Raw genomic sequence first — 16,419 nt, forward strand, 5'->3', positions numbered from 1 at the left:
CTTAGTCGTCCCCATGGCTCCAGCTCGACCACGGGCTGTCGGCGCTCTGCGGCCGGTAGCGGCGATCGTATTCGGTGGAATAGAGGCAGCTTTCGTCAAAGCCTTCGCCCTTCAGCACCGGTCCAACAAGGATCAGTGCGGTGCGGGAGATTTTCTCGTCCAGCGCATCCTTCAGGGTCTCCAGCGTGGCGCGGATGATCTGCTGATCCGGCCAGCTGGCGCGGTAAACCACGGCCACCGGACAATCCGCGCCGTAATGGGGCGCGAGGCTGTCCACCACATGGTCCAGATTGCCGATCGACAGGTGAATGGCCAGCGTGGCACCGGTACGGGCGAAATTCTCCAGCGTCTCGCCCTCGGGCATCGAGGACGCGCGCCCCGGCGTGCGGGTCAGCACAACCGACTGGCCAAGGCCCGGCAGGGTCAGTTCGGTGCCCAGTGCGGCAGCAGCGGCGGCAAAGGATGGCACACCGGGGGTGACGCTCACCGGAATGCCCTCCGCCTTCAATCGGCGCAGCTGTTCGCCCATCGCCGACCACACCGACAGATCGCCCGAATGCAACCGCGCCACGTCCTGTCCCGCCTCATGCGCCGCCTTGATCTCCGCCACGATGGCATCCAGATCCATCGCCGCGGTGTTCACGATCTTTGCATCCTCGGGGCAATGGCTCAGGATCTCCTCCGGCACCAGCGAGCCTGCGTATAGGCACACCGGGCAGGCGGCGATGATGTCGCGCCCGCGTAAGGTCAGAAGATCGGCAGCGCCCGGTCCGGCGCCAATGAAGTGAACGGTCATGGCTCAAGTCTTTCTGCTATGGCCGCGGTGGCAAGCCCATCCGCGGTGACAACTCTCGGGGAAACAAGGCGCGCGCGCGCGCCCTTCACCCCATGGCGCGCGCCCGCCAGCGCCGCGGCTTCCGCCAGCGACCCGGTGCCGAACCGCGCCTTTATCCTTGGCGAGCAGGTCAATGTCCGCTCCCCGGTTATATCCTGTTCCTGCAATGAAATCACCGGCAGCCCAAGGCTGCGCGCAAACTCCTGCATAGCGGGGGCGTCGGCCTTCTGAGCGATGGAGGCCAGCGCATCCACCCGCTCCCCGGTCAGCGCCAGTGCGGCCTGCAAATCCGCTGCCGTGGCCGTGCTGCGGAACCCGATGCCTGCCACCTTCATCGCGTGACACTCCATTGTATGACAGGCCGCGCCCGGCGCCAGTCGCGCATGGAGCCCAGCGGTCCGGCCTCGGCGATCTCCGCTTTCAAGAGATGCCCGCCACGGTCCGCATGGGCGCGCATCAAGAGGGTTTCGGTTTCCAGCGTCACCCCATTGGCAACCAGCCGGGTGCCTGCGGGCAAGATGTCCCACAGATGATCCAGCAGCGCCTGCGAGCCGCCGCCGCCGATGAACACGCAGGCGGGCATCTCAAACCCGTCCAGCACCTCCGGCGCCTTGCCCAGCACAGCGGTCATCCGGTGATCCAGCCCGAACGCTGTGGCATTGGCGCGAATGTTTTCCAGCCGGCTTTCGCGCGGCTCGAAGGTGATCGCCCGCGCACCCTGTGCGGCCAGGCACCACTCGACCGAGACGGACCCAGACCCGCCGCCGATGTCCCACAGCAGCTCACCTGCGCGCGGGGCCAGCGCCGACAGGGTCAGCGCCCGAATGGGGCGTTTGGTGATCTGCCCGTCACTGGCAAAGAGGTCATCCGCCAGCCCCGACGCCTGCGGCAGCCCGGGCCGCATGGCCTCGATGGCCATAAGGACCGGCGCTTCTGCCTGCGGCAGATCCCAGGCTTCGGCTGTTGCTTGGCGCAGCCGAAGCCTTGGCCCGCCCAGCCGTTCCATCAGATGAAGCCGCGCGTCGGGCTGGCCGTTTGCAGCCAGCCATTGCGCCAGCTCCGCCGGTGCCTTGCCATCGCGCAGGGTGCAGATCACCCGCACGCCCCGGCCCAGAAGCGGCAGCAGCCGCGCAAAAGGTGCGGCATGAAGGCCAAGGCACAGAACCTCCTCCAGCTTCCAGCCCAGAAGATTGGCGGCCAGCGCAAAACAGGATGGCGCCGGGTGCGACACCCATTCACCCGCCTCCAGATCCCGCATCAGCGAGCCGCCGGCGCCATGCCAGAACGGATCGCCGGAGGCGAGAACAGCGACTTTGCGCCCGCGCATCGCCAGCACTGGCCCGGTTGAAAACGGCACCGGCCAGGGCTGACCCTTGCTGCCGGCCTCCACCAGCTCCAGATGCCGCGGGCCGCCAAAGATCACCTCGGCCTGCTCCAGCGCCTTCCGGCTTGCATCGCTTAAGGAATCCAGTCCATTTTCGCCCAGACCAATGATTGTGAGCCAGTGCTGTGAAAGGCCATCAGACATGACACGCATCCTCCTGCTGGGCGGCACCACCGAGGCCTCGCGATTGGCCAAAACCCTTGCGGAAACTGGCGCGGATGCAGTGTTTTCCTACGCGGGCCGCACCGCCAATCCGGTCAGCCAGCCGCTGCCCACCCGCATTGGCGGCTTTGGTGGCGTGGAGGGGCTGGCGGCATACCTTCAGGCCGAAAACATCACCCATGTGGTCGACGCGACCCACCCGTTCGCGGCGCAGATGAGCACCAATGCGGTGCACGCCTGCGAAGCGGCGGGCGTGCCGCTCTGTGCCTTTGAGCGCCCGGCCTGGCAGGCGGGGGAGGGCGACCGGTGGGTTCAGACGGACAGCATCGAAGGCGCGGTAAATGCTCTGCCGGATTCCCCCGCGCGGGTGTTTCTGGCGATCGGCAAACAGAACCTTGCGCAATTCGCCGCCAAACCGCAGCACCACTACCTGCTGCGGCTGGTGGACGAACCTGAGGCCGACTTGCCGCTGCCAAACACCACGGTCGAAATCGCCCGCGGGCCGTTTGACGTGGCGGGCGACACAGATCTGATGCAGCGCCACGCCATCACCCATATCGTGGCCAAGAACGCCGGCGGTGCAGGCGCAGCCGCCAAACTCACTGCCGCGCGCACCCTCGGCCTGCCGGTCATCATGATCGGCAGACCCGAGGTGCCTCAGCGCCCCGTCATGGGCAGCGTGGCAGAGGTGATGGCCTGGCTGTTGCATCCCGCAGATTAACCCTCAGCCGCGTAGCGGGGGGTATAAACGTAATGGCCCACCCGCCGCGTGTCGCGGTTGCCGACAATAACCACCGTGCGCATGTCGGCCATCTCGGGCGTCGCGTCCTTCAGCGGCACGGTCAGCAGCTCCTGCCCGGGCTTGGTCACGTCGCGGGCGAAAGTGATCAGCGTCTCCGCGCCGCAGGCCTCGCGCAGGATCTCCAGCGCGCGGGCAAACTGATGCGGTCGCGACTTGGAGCGCGGGTTGTAGAACGCCATCGCCAGACCGGCCTCGCCAACCAGTTGCAGGCGTTTTTCAATGAGGCTCCAGGGCTTCAGATTGTCGCTGAGGTTGATGGCGGCAAAGTCATGCCCCAAGGGTGCCCCGATGGCAGCAGCGGCGGCCAGCATCGCGGTGATGCCGGGCAGCACCTTGATCTCCAGATCCAGCCACTCCGGGTGCGCTTCCGCGTTATTCTCCAGCGCCTCAAACACAGCAGAGGCCATGGCGAACACCCCCGGATCACCGGAGGAGACAACGACAACCCGCTTGCCCTCGGATGCCATTTCCAGCGCATGGGTGGCGCGGTCCACTTCGACGCGGTTGTCGGTGGCGTGGAGGGTCAGCCCCTCACGCGGCTCGACCCGGTTCACGTAAGGGATATAGCCAACGATATCCGTGGCCTCATCAATGGCGTCGCGCACTTCCTGCGTTACCAATGCCTCGTTGCCGGGCCCAAGCCCCGCAATCACAACCCAGCCGTTTTGCGATACAGTCATGGCCGGCGCCCCTGTCCGTGAACCAAGACGATAGAGAAGTAAGGCACCTCGCCGTCGATCTCCGACAGCTTCTGCACTGTCTGGCCGGGCATGGTGCCGCGTTCGACCAGCCAGGCGTCATCGGCGCGGCCCGCACGTTCCAGCGCGCGGCGCAGCTTGGGCAGGTTGCGGCCGATTTTCATGACGACCAGCGCGTCGGTTTCTGCCGCGCGTTTGGCCAGCTCATCCTCGCTGAGGGTGGCCATCGCCACGGTCAGAACATCATCGCCCCAGGTGATCGGCTGGCCGGAGGCGGTCCAGCAGCCGGACATGCCGGTGATGCCGGGAATAATCTCCTGCGCGGCCCGGCCCTGAAGGCGGGTATATAGGTGCATGTAGGAGCCGTAGAGGAACGGGTCGCCCTCGCACAGCACCACCACGTCCTCGGTCTGGGCAATCTCGGCCAATGTATCGGCCCAGCGGTCATAGAACTCCGCCAGCACCCGGTTGTATTCGGGATCGGAGAAATGGATCTCGGTGGTGACCGGGTATTCCATCGCGTGTTCGGTGACGCCGTCTGCCAGCATGCCTTCGACAATCGCGCGGGCCTGGCCCTTGCGGCCGGCCTTGCGGAAATAGGCGATGTGGCGCGCGCCGGAAATCATCCGGTGCGAGCGCAGGCTCATCAGATCGGGATCGCCGGGGCCGAGCCCCGCGCAGATGACTTTGCCCTTCGCAATGGTCATGGCTTACTCTTTCCAGCTCGCCAGCGCGTTTACGGCAGCGACAGTGATTGCAGACCCGCCGAGGCGCCCTTTGACGATCATCGACGGCACTGGCAGATCTTCCATCAGCGCCTCTTTGGATTCCATCGCACCGACAAAACCGACGGGACAGCCGATAATGGCGGCGGGGCGGGGGCAATCGGGGTCTTTCAGCATGTTCAACAGGTGAAACAGCGCGGTTGGGGCATTGCCGATGGCCACGACCGCACCTTCCAGTTTCGGGCGCCAAAGCTCCAGCGCGGCGGCGGAGCGGGTGTTGGACATCTCCTTGGCCAGCTCCGGCACCTTGGGGTCGCGCAGGGTACAGATCACCTCATTGTCCGCGGGCAGGCGCGGGCGGGTGATGCCCTCGGAGACCATATACGCATCGCAGAGGATCGGCGCGCCCTTGGCAAGGGCTGCGCGGGCGGTCTCGGCCATGCCTTGGGAAAACCGCACATGCTCCTCCAGCCCCACCATGCCTGCGGCGTGGATCATGCGGACGACGACAACTTCCTCGTCCTTGCTGAAGCGCGCCAGATCGGCCTCGCGGCGGATGGTGGCAAAGCTTTCGGCATAGATAGCGGCGCCATTGGTTTCATAGGTGTGGAGCATATCAGCTGCCCTCTGTCATAAGGTCTGGAGCGGCGCGTAAGCGGGCGGCGCTCAGGGAGGTGTTTAGCGGGTGATCGGCGGCAGTGCCATTGCGGATCAGGTCAAATTGGTCGTCACCGGTGGCGGTCAGCACCAGATCGGCGGGGCGGGGGTGGGCACAGCCTTTGGCGCAGCCGGAGACATGCAGATGCAGGCCCGCAGGCACCGCAGGGGCCAGATCGCGGGCCAGAGCGCGCGTCGCCGCGCGCGCCTGCGGGCAGCCGGGTGCCCCGGTGCAGGCGCTCACCCGCAGGCGGGGATCCGTTGCATCCAGGATCAGGTCGGGCAGGGGGGGCAGGGTGCTGGCGCCTTCGACAAGCAGCATCCGCCAGGGGGTGAGCCGCAGCGCGCCGTGATCGGCCAGCGCCGCCAACGTGCGGGCAGGCATCTGGCCAAATTCCAAAGCCACCAACAGCCCCTGCGCCGATGCGCCCGGGAGAGGCCGGAGGGAAGACGTTGCGGCACCGACCGTTGCCGCATGCGCCGCAGGGGGGCCGCGGCGCGCAATCAGCCGGTGCATTCTGCCACGCCCCTCGGACGCGCCGCCTTGGTCAAGAAACCAGCGCGCCAGCGCGAGGGCGTCGCCTGCGGCACCGTCAGCCGTGACCGGCAGGCCCCTGTCTGCACCATCGGCGCGCAGGATCAGCCCGTCAGGGCCACGTTCGATGCGGATATCTGCGGCTGTCTCGGCCAGCACCGGCAGGTCACCACAGTCCACGGCAAAGCCGAACTTGCCGGGAAGCGCAAGATCGCGGGCCGCCGTCAGCGCGGCGGCCAGCGTCTGCGCAATCTGGTGGCTGTCGTCGCCTGCGCGCCAGAACGGCGTCAGGGTGATATTGCGACGCGCTTCGGCCTCTGCGTCCTCATCGACCAGACCCAGATCGCCAAGACCTGCGATCAGTGGCAGATGGGCGTCCTCGCGAATGCCGCGCAGTTGCAGATTGGCGCGGGCGGAAATATCGACAATGCCGGATCCACAGCGCTGCGCCAGATCGGCCAGACCACGCGCCTGATCCGGTGTGAGCCGCCCCAAAGGTGCGCGCACCCGCACCACCAGCCCGTCGCCCGACATCATCGGACGCAGCGCACCGGGGCACCAGCCATAGACTTTGGGCGCTGGGGAGGCGGCTTGCTCAGTCACACCGCGCCCTCCAGCTCGGCCATGATCGAGTTGCGCCGCGTGCTCCACAGGCCGGCATCAAACAGCGCGCGAAAGCGGTCGCGCATGGCAGCCAGCGCGTCGGGGTTTTCGCGCTCCATGAAGTCGACCAGATCCTCGCGGCCCAAAGTGGCCTCGAAATAGAGATCAAAGAGATGCGGCTGCACCACCTGCGCCAGATGGGCAAAGGCCGCCATATGATCCAGCGTCGCCGCGATTTCCGCCGCGCCGCGAAAGCCGTGGTTCATCATCGAGGTGGCCCAATCCGGATTGGCGGCGCGGGCGCGCGTCACGCGGGCGATCTCCTCGCCCAAGCTGCGCGCCTGCGGTTTGTCAGGCCGGGTGGCATCCATGTGGTAGAGCGCCGGTGCCTTTTGGCCGATGCGCGCCATGGCGGCGGCAAATCCGGCCTCATGCGCGGCATAATCCGAGGCCACCAGCAGGTCGGTTTCCGGCAGATCCTGCAGGTGCACAAAACTATCCGTGGTTTGCAGCCGGATCTCCAGGGCCTCGCGGGCATCGGTGATGGTGCCCTTGGCATCAATCGCGTGCGACGACGCATTGAGCCAGGCCTCGCCCGCTGCCGCGCGGGCCGCGTCGCTGTAGTCATCCAGATGCGGGTTCATCGACAGGCCGTATTGACCCGGTTTCGGGCCAAAAACGCGGGGCGTCTGCGCCAGATAGGGATTGTCGCTCGCGCTTTCCTCGCGGCCTGCCAGCGCGGCGGCGGCGGCCTCGAACATCTGCGCCAGACCGGGGAAGACGTCACGGAACAGACCGGAGACCCGCAGGGTGACATCAATGCGTGGCCGGTTCAGCATCGAGAGCGGCAGCACCTCGAAACCGGAGACGCGCTCGGAGCCTTCGTCCCACTTGGGCGCCAGCCCCGCCAGATGCAGCGCCATGGCAAATTCCTCGCCCGCGGTGCGCATGGTGGCCGAGCCCCAGAGATCAATCACCAGCCCGCGTGGCCAGTCGCCATGGTCCTGAAGATGGCGGCGCAGCAGCTCTTCTGCCAGCTTGACCCCTTGCGCCTGCGCCGCGCGCGACGGCACCGCGCGGGGATCCGTGGTGAAGAGGTTGCGCCCGGTCGGGATCACATCCGTACGGCCGCGAAACGGCGAGCCGGAGGGGCCGGGGGCCACCATCTGGCCATTCAGCGCGGCCACCAGCCCGGCGCGTTCCTCAGCGCCGCATTGACCGGTGCCAAAGATATGCAGCCCTTCCCCGTATTGGCTTTCCTTGATGTCGCAGACAAAGGCGTCGATCCGGGTGATCGCCTCGGCGGGCGAGGTGTCGGGCGTGAGGCCCAGATCAGCCTCCACGCCTGTGCCCTGCGCCTCGGCCCGGATGCTGTCGATCAGCCGGTCGCGGCGGGCCGGATCCAGTCCGTCAGCGGTGGAATATTCATCAAGCAGGCTTTCCAGCCGCGCCATGCCTGCGGGCAGATTGGTCTGCGCCAGCGGCGGCGGCAGATGGCCTAGGGTGACGGCGCCAATGCGGCGCTTGGCCTGTGCGGCCTCGCCCGGATCATTGACGATAAAGGGATAGGCAACAGGCAGCGGCCCGGTCAGCACCTCGGGCCAGCAGTGCTCGGACAGGGCGACGGCCTTGCCCGGCAGCCACTCCAGCGTGCCATGGGCGCCGATGTGGACAATGGCGTCGGACTGGCTGCGCAGCCACATGTAGAACGCCACATAGGCATGGCGCGGGGTGCGGTCGAGATCGTGGTAATCATCGACGCGGGTTTTCACCTCGCCGCGTTCGGGTTGCAGCGCGACCAGCGCCTTGCCTGCCCGCAACGCCTTGAAGTGAAAGGCGCCATCGCGGCAATCCGGGTCTTCCTCAGCGGCACCCCAGGCCTCCGACAGCCTGTCCTGCAACACCTTCGGCAGGGTCGCCAGCGCAGCCCGGTAGCCCTCTAGCGAGATGGTCTGCGTCTCCGCCATCAGCCGCAGGCCGGTGCTTTCCAGCGGTTCCACGACATAGCCCTGATCCCAGAGCTCGCGCAGGATTTCATCGCAGGAGGCCAGCGCATCCAGTCCCACCGCATGAGCCAGATTGTGATCGCGGCCCGGATAGGTGGATAGCACCAGCGCCAGACGTTTGTCATGATTGGGCAGCTGCGCCAGCCGCAGCCAGCCCTCGATCCGGTCAACGGCTGCGGTGATGCGGCCGGGATCGGCGCGATGGGCAAAGCGGGAATATTGCAGATCCGGGTCTTTCTTGCCCGGTGCCTTGAAGCTGACCAGCCCGGCGAAAATGCGGCCATCCACCTCGGGTAGCACCACATGCATGGCGAGGTCGGCCGGGGACAGCCCGCGATCGGCCTCGGCCCAGTCCTTGCGCCGCGCGGTGGACAAGGCGACCTGGAACACCGGACAGCCGGTGGTGGAGAGCGGCGACGCGCTGCCATCGGTGCCCTGCGCCGAGAAGGCGGTGGCGTTCACGATGGCTGCCGGCGCCAGTCCGGGCAGTTTGTCACGCAGCCAGTCCGCGCTGGCCGGTGCCTTGAGGCTGGCAGCAAAGGCGCCATAGGCCGCATAACCCCGTCCGCGCAGCTCATTGATCAGCGCATCCACCGGGGCGGTATCGGCCGCCGTCAGATAGGAGCGGTAGAAACTCACCAATATGAGGGGTTTGTCCTGCGCCGGCAGATCCGCCAGCACGCCTTTTTCCGGGTCATAGAACCCGTGTTCGGGCGTGCTCTTGAGGCCAAGGACCGGACCGGCATAAAGCCCCGCCGCCAGCGACAGCTGGGCAAGTGCCGCCTGTGCCGCCACCGCACCACCGGCATCACATAGATGCTGGAGTCGGCGCAGAGTTGAAACCGGCAGGGTCGAGAGGGCGTCCAGACGGGCATCTTCGCGCCCGTCAGCCGGCAGGATCGCCAGCGCGATGCCCTTGCGCCGCGCCAGATCCTGTAGCGTGGCAAGCCCGTAGGACCAGTAGCTTTCGCCGCCGATCAGACGTACCAGAACGCCCTTGGCGCCCTCCAGTGTCTGTTCGGCATAGACATCGACCGAGAGCGGGTGTTTCAGCGCCACCAGATTGGCAAGGCGCAGGCTGGGCAGCTTGCCCTCGGCCCGGTGCCAGCCCGCCGCAAAGGCCCCGAGATCGCTGTCGGAGAACGACAGCACCACAAGGTCCGCAGGCGTCTGCCCCAGATCCTGTGGTGTATCACTCTCGTCGAGGCCGTGGCTTTCGCGGAAGACGACATGCATGGGTCAGGCCTTTGTATTCTGGCAGGCGGCGGGCGCTCTGTGGGCTGCGTCCGAGCCTGGGAGGGTGCGAATGCGCCCGACCGGCATCGGCTCAGGCCCCCAGCTCGGCGCGGATGGCGGCGGCGTCGATGTTGTCATGCTCGGCAATCACCACCAGCTGGGTGCGCCGGGGCATGTCACCCCAGGGCTGGTCATATTGCGCGCGCAGGCGTTCGCCCACGGCCTGAACAAGCATCCGCATCGGTTTTCCTTCCACCGCCACATAACCTTTGACGCGCAGGATATTGCGCTCGCGGGCGAGTTTCACGATGGCATCTTGCAATGCCTGCGGATCGGAAACTTCGCCGAGGTCGACCACGATTGTATCAAAATCGTCATGGCTGTGATCATGGTGGTGATGATCGTGATCGTGGTCGTGATCATCGTCATGGTGGTGATGATGCTCATGGTGCGACGGGCGCGCATCCAGATCGTCTTCGGCCGCGGCCTCAAGCCCCAGAATGACGCGCGGGTCGATCACGCCTTCGGACATCGACAGGATCGGCAGTTTGCGCGGCGCTTCGGCCTCGATCATCGCGCGGGCCTTGTCCAGGCCCTCTTCACCGGCCAGATCGGCCTTCGACAACAGGATGATGTCCGCGCAGGAGATCTGATCCTTGAACAGCTCCGACAACGGGGTTTCATGGTCGATGCCCTCATCGGCTTCACGCTGGGCCTGCACCGCATCCAGATCGGTGGCGAACTGGCCCTTGGCGACCGCTTCGGCGTCGGCCAGCGCAACCACGCCATCCACGGTGATGCGCGACCGGATCGCGGGCCAGTCAAAGGCCTTCAACAGCGGTTTCGGCAGCGCCAGACCGGAGGTTTCGATCACGATGTGATCGGGTTTTTCCGGCAGGTTCATCAGCTGTTCGATGGTGGGGATGAAATCATCGGCCACGGTGCAGCAGATACACCCGTTGGCGAGCTCCATGATGTTCTCCGCCGGGCAGTTCTCATCGGCGCAGGATTTCAGGATTTCACCGTCCACACCGGCGGTGCCAAATTCATTGACCACCACGGCCAGACGCTTGCCCTGCGGGTTCTGCATCAGATGGCGGATCAGGGTGGTTTTGCCCGCACCAAGGAAGCCGGTGATGACGGTGACGGGGATTTTGTTCAGATCGCTCATGGGGTCAGTCCTTGGATAAGGAGGGAGGAGTGGGAGAGGTCGCCGCAGGTGCGGGCGCAGGCGGGATACGGGCGATGGATTGCTTGCGGAACACCACGGGGCGTTCGCGCCAGGGCACCAGACCATCCGTGGTGGCGGCATAGGCGGCAGCGCCGCTCAGGATGTCGGGCACATGTTCGTCGGGATCAAGATCACCGTAGATGTAGCTCCAGCGGGCGTCGCCGCCGCTCAGCACCATGGAACAGCCACGGGTGCAGGCCGAGAGGCATTCGACACCGCGCACCGCAACGCCTTTGGGCAGATCGGCCTCTTGCAGGGCGGCCAGCATACGGGCACCGGGGCGGGGGGCCTCCGGGTCGGTCACCTCGCCGCGACGGCAGGTGGTGCAGATCGTCAATGTTACCTCGGCCATGAGCGCCCTTCACTTGGTTCAGCGAGGGGGCTGCGGGCCAGCGGGGGCGCGAGGGTCGCGCGCGGATCCCAGCCGGTCGCGGAACACCCCGTCCGCCCGTTGCATTTCGTGCGTTGGCAGGTCTCCCGGCTTGCGGATGCCAGGACCTTTTTCGGGTCCTGACGGTCATCCTGCCTTCCCGAGTGGTACTCAGTGGCGTCGGAGACCTCTCCGGTCACGGTCGCGGGGGCGGCTGTGCTTTGACGGACCCTGATGGCCCAACTGTCACATTCCCTCTTCGCCTGCCAAATGGCAGGAACCAACAAAACCCCCTTGCGCCATTGCCCCTGTCTTTGTCAAGAGATGGGCGAACCAGTAGGAGAGCCACAATGAGCGATACGCCCGAGACCGACATTTCCGAAGCAGAAGCGGCACGCCATGCGGCGAAAATGGCCAAGAAGAAGGCCGCCCGCGACCGCATGATGCAGAACAAGGATGGCGAAAAGGGGCTGATCATCGTCCACACCGGTCCGGGCAAGGGCAAGTCCAGCTCCGGATTTGGCATGATCATGCGCTGCATTGCCCATGGGATGCCCTCGGCAGTGGTGCAGTTCATCAAAGGCGCCTGGCAGACCGGTGAACGCACCCTGATCGAGGAGAACTTCAGCGAGCTGTGCCAGTTCTACGCGATGGGCGAAGGCTTTACCTGGGAGACCCAGGACAAGGCGCGCGATATTGCCGCCGCGCAGAAGGGCTGGGAGAAGGCCAAGGAGATGATCCGCGACGAGCGCAACGCCATGGTGCTCCTCGATGAAATCAATATCGCGCTGCGCTATGACTACATCGACATTGCCGATGTGGTGGAATTCCTTGAGACCGAGAAACCGCCGATGACCCATGTCGTCCTGACCGGTCGCAACGCCAAGGAAGAGCTGATCGAGATCGCCGATCTGGTCACCGAAATGGGTCAGATCAAACATCCTTTCCGCGACGGCATCAAAGCCCAGAAGGGTGTGGAGTTCTGATTTTCTGACGTGATCGTGACATGAGGCGGAAAGCTCCTGCACTATTTTGCGGGGGCTTTTTTTGTTGGCGGTTGTTGTTCGGATGCGGGGTCGGTGGCAGGCGGTGAAAGCGGACCCGCAGGGCGGGCTCCGGGCCGGGAGAGTCCGAATTCTTGAAATTTATCTCGATTTTCCACGGTAAATTTACGGCTGTGTAACGCACCAGGTTTAGGCAGGTCACCTACACAAGTAGCGATGGGAAATCACTTTGACGTTCATGGACAGCCGGATCGAAGCGCGCCCGCTCAGGGGAGAGGCTCCCTTTGCGCTCAATGAAGTATTCTACTCCAGAACGGATGGCCGTGGGGTTATTCAGACCGGAAACGAGATTTTCCGGCGGGTGTCAGACTACCCGTGGGGCGATCTGATCGGAGCGCCACATAAGATCATCCGCCATGAGGATATGCCGCATGGGGTGTTCCAGCTGTTCTGGGAGACGATCCAGGCCGGCGACTTCTTTGGCGGCTACATAAAGAACAAGTCCCGCGATGGGCTGCACTACTGGGTCTATGCCGTTGTTGTCCCCTGCGAAGAGGGGTTCCTTTCGGTGCGGATCAAACCGACCAGCAAGCTGTTTGACAGCGTCAAGCAGGGCTACGCGGATCTGCTGAAAGCCGAGCAGGACGGCGGGCTCAGCCCTGAGGAAAGCCGCGACAGGCTGATGGCCTGGTGTGTTGATCTGGGATTTGAGAACTACCAGCAGTTCGCCGCCAACGCGCTGGCGGATGAGCTGGCGGCCCGCGATCAGGGTCTGGAACGGGCGCCGGATCTGGCGATTGAACGGCTGCGGACGATGTTTGCGAATTCCGATGTGCTGGCAGAAGAAACCCGCGGTCTGATCGACGATTTTGCGGCGATGCGCACCATTCCCCACAACCTGCGGGTCCTTGCGTCGCGGATCGAACCGTCGGGCGGCCCGGTGACCGTGCTGTCGCAGAACTACGGGTCCATCTCGCAGGAGATGTCGAACTGGTTCGCCACCCATGTTCTGGGCAAGGACAGCAATTTTTCAAAGATCAAGGGGCAGGTCAGCCAGAGCCTGTTCGTCGAAGGCATGGCGCGTATTTTCAGCGACTGTAACAAGCAGCTTCAGCGTGAGAACCATTCCGTGCTGGACGAGGAAGGCCGGGCGCATGAGCAATCGGTGTTGCGGTCGCTGGCCGCCGTGCGGGAAGAACATGCCCGCACGTTGCTGTCGGATGTGAACCGCGAGGCGGAGCGGATCACCAAGATCTGCGAAAACATGCAGCGCCAGCTGCTGGGGCTGAGCTCGACGCGGGTGCTGTGCAAAATCGAAAGCGCGCGGCTTCCCGAGGATGGTCATTCTCTGTCTGACATCATCGACCAGCTGGGACGATTCCAGCAGCGTATCTCGCAGCGGCTTCAGCACATCAGCAAGCTGTGCTCCAACGATCCGTCGCCCGCAGATCAGACCGCATGAGGCGCGGGAGATCCTTGGGTCGTGCCGGGACATAGCACCGGCAGGCCGCGCCGGACGAAGGCCGCTGCGGATTGTTGACCGAAGGAATATGGCAACGCTTGCTCACCCCGGGCATTGCCGCTCTTGTTGCCAACAATGTCAGCCCCTCTGACCAAATGTTTCGCGTGCGAAACAATCGGACAGGGGGGCTGATACTTTTTGTAGGCGTTGCGAAGGTTGCGGGCGCATAGGGCTGGGATGTGTTGCCGCGGGGTTAAGCCGCGCAGGCTGAAACGAGCTGAGGCGCGCCTGCTCTGCAACTGGACCTCAGGCGGTCAGATTGGCGGCCCTTGCACGGATATAGCCGTCAACCGCGGCGCGCTCTTCCTCGGTCAGGCGCAGGGCGAGTTTGGTGCGGCGCAGGAGGTAATCCTCGCCGGTGCGGACCCATTCGCGGGCGATGGTCCAGTCGAGTTCACGCGCGGTGATGGTGGCGCCAAAAGCCTGGCCAAGATCCTCGGCTGAGGTTGCCTCGCCCAATACGTCCCAGGCCTCGGTGCCATAGGCGCGGATCAGGCGGCGGGTCGCGTAGGGGCTGAGGAAGGGATAGTCCTGCGCCAGTTTCGCGGTGAGTTTCGCCACATCGCCGACCGGGAAATCGCCGCCGGGCAGGGCGACACCTGCGGTCCAGTCGCGGGGAAGGTCGGGAAACTGGGTGCCGATTTTCTCCAGCGCGGCCTCGGCCAGTTTGCGGTAGGTGGTGATCTTGCCGCCAAAGACATTCAGCAGCGGCGCGGCAGTGTTGTCCAGCGTCAGCACGTATTCGCGCGTGGCAGCGGTGGCCGAGCTGGCACCATCGTCATAAAGCGGACGCACGCCGGAATAGGTCCAGACGATATCGTCACGGCTGAGCGGATTGGCGAAATACTGCGAGGCGAAATTGATCAGGTAATCCTGTTCCTCGGGCGTGCAGGTCGGGGCGGTTTCGGGATCCGGGTGGTCGGCATCGGTGGTGCCGATCAGCGTGTAGTCCTCTTCGTAGGGGATCGCGAAGATAATGCGGCCATCGGTGCCCTGAAAGAAATAGCAGCGCCCGTGATCGTAGAGTTTCGGGACCACGATATGGCTGCCGCGCACCAGCCGTACGCTTTCGCGGCTGTTCTGGCCCAGTTTCTGGCGCAGCACATCGGCAACCCATGGGCCGCCGGCATTGACCAGCATCTTTGCGCGCCGTTCGAAGGTCTCGCCGGTGGCGATATCCTGAAGCTGGATCACCCAGTGGTCATCGCGACGCTGGGCGCCGGTGACCTTGGTGCGGGTCATGATCTCGGCGCCGCGGGCCTCGGCGTCGCGGGCATTCAGCACCACAAGACGGGCGTCTTCAATCCAGCAGTCGGAATATTCAAAGGCGGTCTTGAACTTCGGGTCCAGCGGGCGGCCTGCGGGGTCGCTGGCGAGATCCAGTTTGGAGGTGCCGGGCAGGATGCCGCGTTTGCCGAGGCTGTCGTACATGAACAGGCCAAGGCGGATCAGCCAGGCGGGGCGGCGGCCCTTCATCCACGGCATGATCGTCGTCAGCAGTTTCGACGTCGGTGTGGTGTTGTCAAAGCGCATGTCCTTGTGGAACGGCAGGACAAAACGCATCGGCCAGGAGATATGCGGCATTGCCTTCAGCAGCACCTCGCGTTCGATCAGCGCTTCGCGGACCAGACGGAATTCGAAGTATTCAAGGTAGCGCAGGCCGCCGTGGAACAGTTTGGTGGAGGCCGAGGAGGTGGCGGAGGCGAGGTCGTTCATTTCGGCCAGCGCCACCGACAGGCCGCGCCCTGCGGCGTCGCGGGCGATGCCGCAGCCGTTGATGCCGCCGCCGATGATGAAAAGATCGGTGATCTGGTCTTGCGCGTAAGTATCAGGCATTTTCGCTACTTTCGTTTTCGCCAACCCAGAGGATTTGCGTGTCCGCAGCCTCCGCTGCGCGGGAGAATTCAGGGGGGACGGGGCGGTCGGTGATCACCACGTCAAGATCGGCAACATCGCAGATGCGGACCGGGGCGGTGCGCTCGAACTTGCTGCCGTCGCAGACCAGCACCCGTTTGCGGGCGTTCTTCAGGATGGCGCGGGCAACCGAGACTTCGCGTGCATCATGGTCGAGAATGGCACCGTCGGCGTCCATGGCCGAAGCGCCGATAACGGCGATATCGACCTTGTAGCGGGCGATAAATTCCAGCGCGTCCTCGCCCACGATGGCGCCATCGCTTTGCCGGATGGCACCGCCGACAAGTATCAGTTCCTTGCTCTCATCCTCCATCATCATATTGATAATGTTGATATTGTTGGAGAGCACCGTGAGGCCGCGATGGCCGGAGAGCGCGCGCGCGACCTGTTCGGTGGAGGTGCCGATATTGAGGGTGATGGCGCAGTTGTCAGGGATCAGATCAGCGGCAAGGGCCGCCATGGCGCGTTTGCCGCGGGCGTTCAGCTTGCGCCGTTCGGCGTAGTCGCGGCTGGCGCCACTGCTGCTGCGCACCGCGCCGCCGTGCACGCGGGAGAGGGCGCCACGGGCGGCCAGATCGCGCAGGTCGGTGCGGATGGTTTGTAATGAGACGCCAAAGCTCTGGGCGAGGTCCTCGACCTCGACCCGGTCCTGCCGGGTCAGCAGGTCCAGAATTGCCGTTTGTCTTTCGGTTGCGTCCATAGCCCGTCCTCTCGCAGGCTTATCTAGGCCTCCGA

The 16,419-nt window shown here is 64.9% G+C and carries 15 protein-coding genes and 1 riboswitch; of the genes, 3 read left to right on the plus strand and 12 right to left on the minus strand.

Annotated elements, in window-relative coordinates:
• Position 1: 1 nt before the first annotated feature.
• The 3 genes from cobM to cbiE are packed head-to-tail and all read right to left on the minus strand — an operon-like array spanning position 2 to position 2,363.
• Positions 2 to 796 carry a precorrin-4 C(11)-methyltransferase gene (cobM, locus tag VWY34_RS08320; protein WP_340544881.1) on the minus strand — a complete coding sequence of 265 codons (795 nt, stop codon included), beginning with the start codon at positions 794 to 796 and terminating at the stop codon, positions 2 to 4.
• Complete coding sequence (locus VWY34_RS08325; protein WP_416544059.1) at positions 793 to 1,170, minus strand: cobalamin biosynthesis protein; 378 nt, start codon at positions 1,168 to 1,170, stop codon at positions 793 to 795. Before VWY34_RS08325 ends, cobM begins: the two co-directional genes overlap by 4 nt.
• Positions 1,167 to 2,363: a precorrin-6y C5,15-methyltransferase (decarboxylating) subunit CbiE gene (gene cbiE, locus VWY34_RS08330; protein ID WP_416544060.1), complete on the minus strand. Its 1,197-nt coding sequence runs from the start codon at positions 2,361 to 2,363 to the stop codon at positions 1,167 to 1,169. Before cbiE ends, VWY34_RS08325 begins: the two co-directional genes overlap by 4 nt.
• On the opposite strand from cbiE, the gene VWY34_RS08335 reads away from it, so the two are divergent.
• Entirely contained in the window at positions 2,362 to 3,102 is a 741-nt protein-coding gene (locus VWY34_RS08335) for a cobalt-precorrin-6A reductase (protein ID WP_416544061.1), read from the plus strand. The genes cbiE and VWY34_RS08335 overlap by 2 nt on opposite strands.
• Here VWY34_RS08335 and cobJ read toward each other — a convergent pair.
• The 7 genes from cobJ to VWY34_RS08370 form a co-directional block, all read right to left on the minus strand.
• Positions 3,099 to 3,863: a precorrin-3B C(17)-methyltransferase gene (cobJ, locus tag VWY34_RS08340; protein ID WP_416544062.1), complete on the minus strand. Its 765-nt coding sequence runs from the start codon at positions 3,861 to 3,863 to the stop codon at positions 3,099 to 3,101. The two genes, VWY34_RS08335 and cobJ, sit on opposite strands and share 4 nt — an antisense overlap.
• Positions 3,860 to 4,588, minus strand: coding sequence for a precorrin-2 C(20)-methyltransferase (locus tag VWY34_RS08345; protein WP_260087413.1), 729 nt, complete (start codon positions 4,586 to 4,588; stop codon positions 3,860 to 3,862). Before VWY34_RS08345 ends, cobJ begins: the two co-directional genes overlap by 4 nt.
• Before the next feature lie 3 nt (positions 4,589 to 4,591).
• Positions 4,592 to 5,221 carry a precorrin-8X methylmutase gene (locus VWY34_RS08350; RefSeq protein WP_416543116.1) on the minus strand — a complete coding sequence of 210 codons (630 nt, stop codon included), beginning with the start codon at positions 5,219 to 5,221 and terminating at the stop codon, positions 4,592 to 4,594.
• A 1-nt stretch (position 5,222) separates the two neighbouring features.
• Positions 5,223 to 6,401, minus strand: coding sequence for a precorrin-3B synthase (cobG, locus tag VWY34_RS08355; protein WP_416544063.1), 1,179 nt, complete (start codon positions 6,399 to 6,401; stop codon positions 5,223 to 5,225).
• Entirely contained in the window at positions 6,398 to 9,643 is a 3,246-nt protein-coding gene (cobN, locus tag VWY34_RS08360; protein WP_416544064.1) for a cobaltochelatase subunit CobN, read from the minus strand. Before cobN ends, cobG begins: the two co-directional genes overlap by 4 nt.
• Before the next feature lie 91 nt (positions 9,644 to 9,734).
• Entirely contained in the window at positions 9,735 to 10,814 is a 1,080-nt protein-coding gene (gene cobW / locus VWY34_RS08365; RefSeq protein WP_416534771.1) for a cobalamin biosynthesis protein CobW, read from the minus strand.
• Between the two features lie 4 nt (positions 10,815 to 10,818).
• On the minus strand, positions 10,819 to 11,226 hold the full coding sequence (locus tag VWY34_RS08370; RefSeq protein ID WP_416544065.1) for a DUF1636 family protein: 408 nt from the start codon (positions 11,224 to 11,226) through the stop codon (positions 10,819 to 10,821).
• Between the two features lie 97 nt (positions 11,227 to 11,323).
• Positions 11,324 to 11,544, minus strand: a riboswitch (cobalamin riboswitch).
• A gap of 50 nt (positions 11,545 to 11,594) precedes the next feature.
• Here VWY34_RS08370 and cobO point away from each other — a divergent pair.
• Together cobO and VWY34_RS08380 are read left to right on the plus strand one after the other, a co-directional pair.
• Complete coding sequence (gene cobO, locus VWY34_RS08375) at positions 11,595 to 12,230, plus strand: cob(I)yrinic acid a,c-diamide adenosyltransferase (RefSeq protein WP_340544893.1); 636 nt, start codon at positions 11,595 to 11,597, stop codon at positions 12,228 to 12,230.
• 247 nt (positions 12,231 to 12,477) lie between these two features.
• Positions 12,478 to 13,710 (plus strand): PAS domain-containing protein, encoded by a 1,233-nt coding sequence (locus tag VWY34_RS08380; RefSeq protein ID WP_416544066.1) that lies wholly within the window; start codon positions 12,478 to 12,480, stop codon positions 13,708 to 13,710.
• A 306-nt stretch (positions 13,711 to 14,016) separates the two neighbouring features.
• Here the strand turns inward: VWY34_RS08380 and glpD are convergent, their stop codons facing one another.
• Positions 14,017 to 15,606 carry a glycerol-3-phosphate dehydrogenase gene (gene glpD / locus VWY34_RS08385; protein WP_416544067.1) on the minus strand — a complete coding sequence of 530 codons (1,590 nt, stop codon included), beginning with the start codon at positions 15,604 to 15,606 and terminating at the stop codon, positions 14,017 to 14,019.
• Positions 15,599 to 16,384: a DeoR/GlpR family DNA-binding transcription regulator gene (locus VWY34_RS08390; protein ID WP_416544068.1), complete on the minus strand. Its 786-nt coding sequence runs from the start codon at positions 16,382 to 16,384 to the stop codon at positions 15,599 to 15,601. Before VWY34_RS08390 ends, glpD begins: the two co-directional genes overlap by 8 nt.
• Positions 16,385 to 16,419 lie beyond the last annotated feature (35 nt).

The organism is Phaeobacter sp. JH20_02 (assembly GCF_048056915.1).
Classification (GTDB): Bacteria; Pseudomonadota; Alphaproteobacteria; order Rhodobacterales; family Rhodobacteraceae; genus Phaeobacter; species Phaeobacter bryozoorum.